The 6,000-nt window shown below is 31.2% G+C and carries 6 protein-coding genes, 1 pseudogene and 1 riboswitch; of the genes and pseudogenes, 3 read left to right on the top strand and 4 right to left on the bottom strand.

Annotation, left to right across the window (positions count from 1 at the left end):
• Positions 1–688 precede the first annotated feature (688 nt).
• Positions 689–1,087: a RidA family protein gene (locus ACFSO7_RS12415; protein WP_377877622.1), complete on the bottom strand. Its 399-nt coding sequence runs from the start codon at positions 1,085–1,087 to the stop codon at positions 689–691.
• Between the two features lie 290 nt (positions 1,088–1,377).
• Positions 1,378–1,848 carry an acyl-CoA thioesterase gene (locus ACFSO7_RS12410; protein WP_377877621.1) on the bottom strand — a complete coding sequence of 157 codons (471 nt, stop codon included), beginning with the start codon at positions 1,846–1,848 and terminating at the stop codon, positions 1,378–1,380.
• A 197-nt stretch (positions 1,849–2,045) separates the two neighbouring features.
• A riboswitch (cobalamin riboswitch) is annotated at positions 2,046–2,223 on the bottom strand.
• Positions 2,224–2,406: 183 nt separating this feature from the next.
• On the opposite strand from ACFSO7_RS12410, the gene ACFSO7_RS12405 reads away from it, so the two are divergent.
• Both ACFSO7_RS12405 and ACFSO7_RS12400 read left to right on the top strand, forming a co-directional pair.
• Complete coding sequence (locus ACFSO7_RS12405) at positions 2,407–3,300, top strand: oxidoreductase (protein WP_377877620.1); 894 nt, start codon at positions 2,407–2,409, stop codon at positions 3,298–3,300.
• Between the two features lie 362 nt (positions 3,301–3,662).
• A complete protein-coding gene (locus ACFSO7_RS12400) occupies positions 3,663–3,899 on the top strand; it encodes a hypothetical protein (RefSeq protein WP_377877619.1) in 237 nt (78 codons plus the stop codon).
• 52 nt (positions 3,900–3,951) lie between these two features.
• Here ACFSO7_RS12400 and ACFSO7_RS12395 read toward each other — a convergent pair.
• Positions 3,952–4,388: pseudogene (locus ACFSO7_RS12395) on the bottom strand (transposase); the annotation flags it as partial.
• A 136-nt stretch (positions 4,389–4,524) separates the two neighbouring features.
• Between ACFSO7_RS12395 and ACFSO7_RS12390 the strand changes: the two are divergent.
• Positions 4,525–5,133, top strand: a complete 609-nt coding sequence (locus ACFSO7_RS12390) for a VOC family protein (protein ID WP_377877618.1) — start codon at positions 4,525–4,527, stop codon at positions 5,131–5,133.
• Between the two features lie 172 nt (positions 5,134–5,305).
• Here ACFSO7_RS12390 and ACFSO7_RS12385 read toward each other — a convergent pair whose 3' ends face one another.
• Complete coding sequence (locus ACFSO7_RS12385; protein ID WP_377877617.1) at positions 5,306–5,881, bottom strand: nucleotidyltransferase family protein; 576 nt, start codon at positions 5,879–5,881, stop codon at positions 5,306–5,308.
• Positions 5,882–6,000: the final 119 nt, after the last annotated feature.

Raw genomic sequence — 6,000 nt, 5'->3', positions numbered from 1 at the left:
GCCTTTAATATCTTCAATTTTTCCTCTACAGGATAAGCCCTTTTAGACAAAATAAATACTCCCCTTGAGTAAACAGATTTTTATTTTTTAATCTGTCTACTTAAAGGGGAGCATATCACAAAGTAGGTGGGGGTAGTTCAATGGAAGAACTTTAGAACATACTCTATAACATATCCCCCAGGACCAAATGAGATAAAAAATGCCAAAAACAATAAAGCGATAAGAGAATTTAATATTAGTCCCATCAAACCGAATATTCTAATTTTATCTTTTTTTATAGCAACTATACCTATGCCTATACCTACAAAGTTTAAAATCAGAGGTATTAATCCGATGATTCTTTGAGTGAGAGGAAGTGGCCGCTCTGGATATTCGGAAGGAAAATAATAATTAATAAAAAAAAATGATAAAGAACAACAATGAAAGCAACCCATATTTATTATTTTTCAATAAAAAGTACCTCCTTAATAAAATAGACCATATAGTCATTGTTAACTATTATAAGTTTTACTATACAAAATATGAGAAATATATGTAACTGAATAAGGAGTACAGTTAAATCAAAAGGGTTAGGTACCGAAGCGGATCGAAAATAATTTGCAAAACGTAGATATACATTGTTAGATCAGTTTAATGAAAAAAACCTACGCAAAAAGAATTTGCATAGGTTTGGGTGAAGTGTATGATTTTAAATCTTAGCAGCCCAGATTTCGATTTCTACTTTTATTTGCGGTAATCCTAACTTAACGATATATCCAATTGTCATTGCGGGATAATTGTTTCCAAATAATTTCTCCCACTCAGAATATAGTTGTTGCCAATCGATATCTTCAGTAGCCCAAATATTGACCTTGATAATATTATCAGGAGATAAATGTTCAGATTGTAATATTTTTTGTATATTTTCAAAAGTATTCTTAATTTGTTCGTTCATATTATCTGGAATCGAACCATTGATGTCCATTCCAATTTGACCAGATGTCACATAAAGTTCTGCATTTCTTGGTATTTTGGTAATATGAGTATATTTTCCAACAGGTTCAGGCATCCCGACAGGATTCGTTCTAATAATTTTTTTATCGTTCATTTTATTACCTCATCATTTTAATTTACTGCTGTGTTATATAAAGTCATTTTTGGACACACTTCACCCCTTAAAATGACATCTAGAAAAAAACAGCAGTTGAGTACCCATACCCAATTGATAAATTATTTAGCGACTTTTTTTTCATATGATTTGGATACTCCTCTCATTAAAAGGTTAGGTAACATATTTAATGAAATTATAAACTATTTCAAACTATGAGTTCAATAAATTAGTAATCATAAGGTTTAGTAAGGCTAGTGGAAATAGGTGAGAGTGGAAAGCCTCACATGTTAAAGTTCGTGGATTTTCAATCTTCTCTCTTTTCTTTTTTTTGCCGTTAAGTATAAAGTTTTTTCCTCCTCTGTTTCTGGCTCAATCCCATTAACAGGAGTTGGTACGCCTTCACTATCTACTGCAACCATCGTAAGGATTGCTGTTGTGGTTAATGTTCTTCCACCTGTTTCTATATTTTGACACTCTACTTTCACATACACTTCCATCGATGTCCTACCTGTCGATATGACTACCCCTTCCAAAGTTAATATATCTCCCACTTTTGCAGATGATAAAAAATTCACCGTATCTATTGATGCTGTAACAACCACCTTTTTACTATGTTTCATTGCTGTTATTGCGGCTATTTCATCAATGTAGGCTAGCACCGTCCCACCAAAGATTGTTCCCATATGATTCGTATCCGGTGGTAATACAAGCTTTGTTTGGATTGTTCTAGAAATACTAGTAGATAATTTTTCTTCCATACCATTTCCTCATTTCCTTAAATAAGATCAGCCTTGCCAAACTTCGGGAATGGGAAAATCATAATCTAAAAATTTTTTAGACAACAAAAAACCCATCAAAGAGATGGGTTAGATAACGTGGAAAAATCAATAAAACAGTACTAGTTTACTGTAATTAGTAAGAGTCCCTCGTCATATCTTCCCAACTCCCGAAGAAGATAATACGTATAAAAATGGCAGGTTTCCTGACTATGCTTCTTCCTACTATAAGCCCTTCCCGTTCTAAGACAGTGGATATGCTTAATTCGTCAGCATTTTACAGTTGCGGGTACAGTTCTGGATTTTCACCAGATTCCCTATTAAGTCTTTTCAGACACCATTAATATTGGTCATTCATTTCTATATTTAGTATTTTAGATAATATAAATATAGCTTAATATATAGTTTCAAATTATAATATACATCTATTATTTTGACAATTCTAATTATCTAAGTTATAAATTAATCCAATTTAACTTATCATTTTCTTTGAAGCTTTTAAAATGAAAAAATAAATATATAAAATCGAGGTGCGATATTTTGGTCAGTATAGAATTAAAAGGCAAAAACATTATCATAACAGGTGCAAATAGTGGGCTCGGATTGGAATCAGCTAAATCACTTTCAAAACAAGGAGCTACTGTGATCCTTGCAGTTCGAAATCTCCAAAAAGGCAATGAGGCTCTTCAAGCCATTAAAGAAACAAATCAAAATGCATCATTAGAAGTAATGAAACTGGATCTTTCCGACTTAAAGAGTGTGAGAGATTTTGCTGATGCATATATAAATAAATACAATTCTTTAGATATCCTTATAAATAATGCGGGCGTAATGTTTCCGCCTTATCAAAAAACGGTAGATGGTTTTGAATTACAATTTGGTAGCAATCATTTAGGACATTTTGCATTAACGGGATTGTTGTTACCTGTAATAAAAAATACATCAGGATCCCGTGTAGTTACACTAAGCAGTATTGCTCATCGAGGAGCATCCATTTATTTTAATAACTTAGATGGCTCAAAAAGGTACAAAGCGATCAAGTTTTATGGTCAAAGTAAACTTGCAAACTTGCTTTTTTCTAAAGAACTAGACCAAAGATTAAAACAGAATGGAATTCATACATTAAGTATTGCTTGTCATCCAGGAATTTCTGCGACAAACCTTGTAAAAATAGGCAATCAGACACCAAGATATTTAACTTCACTGATGAAAATCCTTTTCCAACCAGCAGAGAAGGGAGCACTGCCTTCTATATTTGCCGCAACAGAAGATAGCTTAAAAGGAGGAGAATATATCGGACCAAATGGTCTAGGAAATATTAAAGGCTATCCTGCAATTGAACAGGTTAAAAAAGGTGTATATGATGAACAATTGATGAAAAAACTCTGGGAAACATCGGAAAAATTAACCGGAGTGACTTTTGATTTTTCTTAGAAATAAAAAAACATTATTTAAACTTCCACAATAATTTTCTCATTATGAGTACCTTAGTTTGGTTTTTAAATTTCAAGAGGGTTAATCCTAAGTATAATTGGAACTTATAAGGATCAAAGAAAAGGATGGAGCATTTTTTGGTATTATTATTCACATTGCCTTATCCATATTTTCTTTTTTACTTTTATGGGGAAATCTTGAAAACCTGTTGGATTAATAAACATCTAATTGTGTCACAATCTGTGTACACCACGAAATATTTTTTTACTTAGTTTGTTGTTTTGAACAAGTATAATGAATCAGAAAATGGTTTTAATTATCTGAAATATGATAAAGTAATACAAAAGTGAAGGGGAGTGTCTATGAAAATATTCTCTGTTTTGTCAATGATTTTAGGAGTTGTTTTAACGTTTTTAGGTACATTACCTTTTATATTCAAATATCCGCATACTGATAGTCCCAATTCAGGTCCAGCAAATATTTGGGAGCTAATCCTTATGATCTCTTATGACGGTAGGGGATGGTATTTAATTATTGGCATTGGATTGTTGATATTAACTGTGTCCTTAATTTTCAAACAAAGAAATTTGAAGTTTTAAAAATACAAACTCCTCTTTCGTAGAGGTTTTTTTATGCACTTCTTAGCATTTCAACATTTCGACCATTACAAGACTCATGAAAGAAAGTCTTGTATCTTTCAACTATACCTGTAGTAGTTCAAAGTCTAACGAACATAGGGGGCATTCAGTATTTTATGTTCCCCAATAGAAAGCTGTTGAGATGTGTAATTTAAGCTAGTTAACAATTTGCGCAATAAATAATAGCCTTCAACCATCATCTCATCTCCATATATTTAAACCATTTATCAGAATAACGAAAGCTAGAGAATGGTGTATTCGTCATAACATTTGATGTCTTATTGCAATTCTTACAAAGAAAGATTTGGCGAGTTTTATACTTTCCATTACATCTTAACAGAAGTACTTCCACAAAGAACACAAGTCATACCCTACTAAAACGAGTTTCAATAGTTTGATAATCTTATCTGGTTCATCTGGAAATAGGTCTCTTTTAAGAGCATTAAGCAGCTATAACTGTTTATTACTCAATCAAAAGTCTATTTAAGTTTCCTACTAATTATTGATTTTTTTCTTAACTATATTACTTAAAATAATTTTAGAGCATCTATATGCATAATTAATTAATAAAGCAGGGGATATTTAAATGGAAATTAAACATTTATATTTAAAGACAAATAAACTTAGTGAGTTGAAAAAATTTTATCAGGATCTCTTAAATTTTATTGTAATTAGGGAAAACCATTTTTCGCTTACACTTAGACTAGAAAACATCTTTCTCACTCTGGAAAATACAAAAGAAGATACTTTTTACCATTTTGCATTCGGAATAAATGAGTTACTATATCCAATCCTAATGGAAAAAATAAACCAAAGTATTGAGCCAATAAAGGATTCCGATGGTCAACAGGAATTTGAATCAGGTTTATGGAAAAGAAAACAAGTATATTATTATGATCCACAAGGCAATATCATTGAATTTTTAAAGAACCAAGATACCAGAATATTAGAAATCGGTATGCCTGTAAGTAACATAAACTCTTTTATTAACTCCTTGCAATCAATAAATAACATTTATAAACAAGCTTCAGATAACTTCTCTTTTTATGGAGATGAAAATGGTGTTTTTGTTATAACTAAGGTAGGAAGACCTTGGTTCCCAACTCAGTTAGCATGTTCTATTCATCCAATAAAAGTAGAAGTAGACGCTTCTTTAAGCCTTTCTTTCCCTGAGTATTCGTATAATATCAATTAAAAAGTTATTTCAATGGAGATTGAGAAATCAACATTTAGATTTTCTAATCTCCCGTATACTTATAGTCAATCTTTATTTTTTATATTCATATTACTACTATTGATATTTATAAATTTAGGAAACGTTCTCATTCTTTTTTTTCTTTACGATTGCTTTCTGTAAAATAATTATATTACCAAGAAATAATAGTTAGTTCAGGCCACTTGCTCTTCCACTTAGCTGCTTTAACCTCAAATATTTCTCTAGTAATCATACGTTTATTAGGTCTAACTATCATGGAAAATAGATCATCTAGACTATACGGAGAATATATTTTATAAATATCGTTTTCCTCTTTTCTCATCCCTAATGCAGTAGCAGTTGTTGGCCAGCTATTTATAGCATCCTCTACTGATGTATACGGTTTAATAGGAAAGCCAAACTTTTTCTCGTACCATAGATGAACACGAGCTTGATTTTTTACGTCTAATTTATATGGAAAGTTGCCTAATTTACTAATCAATTCGATTCTGATTGTTTCCTCGTATTCTGGTTCTAGATGACCGCTATTAAAATAAACAATGTCTATATCAGAAATGCCGTATGTCAGAGGATAATTTGATAGGTAGTTCCAAATTGTATTAGTAATTGCACCTGCACCTAGATAACAGTTTGGAGCATCCTTAAGTTCTTGTAATATATCAAGTACCTTTACTATCATTTCATTCTCTCTAACTATCTCAATTAACCTTCTTTCATTTTGTTTCATTACTCTATCTCCTTGTGATTATTAGTAGATACGTCATGATTAGAACTAATTTTTAATTACTATTGAGTAATTATGTTGGTGAATTTTGGATAAATTTATTTCTTATTTTAGTTGTTTTT

The sequence above is a fragment of the Bacillus sp. CGMCC 1.16607 genome (assembly GCF_042683745.1).
Lineage (GTDB): Bacteria > Bacillota > Bacilli > Bacillales > Cytobacillaceae > Pseudoneobacillus.
This window is presented reverse-complemented; position numbering and strand designations above follow the sequence as displayed.

Bases quoted from the DNA above. Each gene is read 5' to 3' on its own strand.
- ACFSO7_RS12385 (WP_377877617.1), bottom strand. From the start codon at position 5,881: ATGAAACAAAATGAAAGAAGGTTAATTGAGATAGTTAGAGAGAATGAA.
- ACFSO7_RS12410 (WP_377877621.1), bottom strand. From the start codon at position 1,848: ATGGAAGAAAAATTATCTACTAGTATTTCTAGAACAATCCAAACAAAG.
- ACFSO7_RS12415 (WP_377877622.1), bottom strand. From the start codon at position 1,087: ATGAACGATAAAAAAATTATTAGAACGAATCCTGTCGGGATGCCTGAA.
- ACFSO7_RS12400 (WP_377877619.1), top strand. From the start codon at position 3,663: ATGAAAATATTCTCTGTTTTGTCAATGATTTTAGGAGTTGTTTTAACG.
- ACFSO7_RS12390 (WP_377877618.1), top strand. From the start codon at position 4,525: ATGGAAATTAAACATTTATATTTAAAGACAAATAAACTTAGTGAGTTG.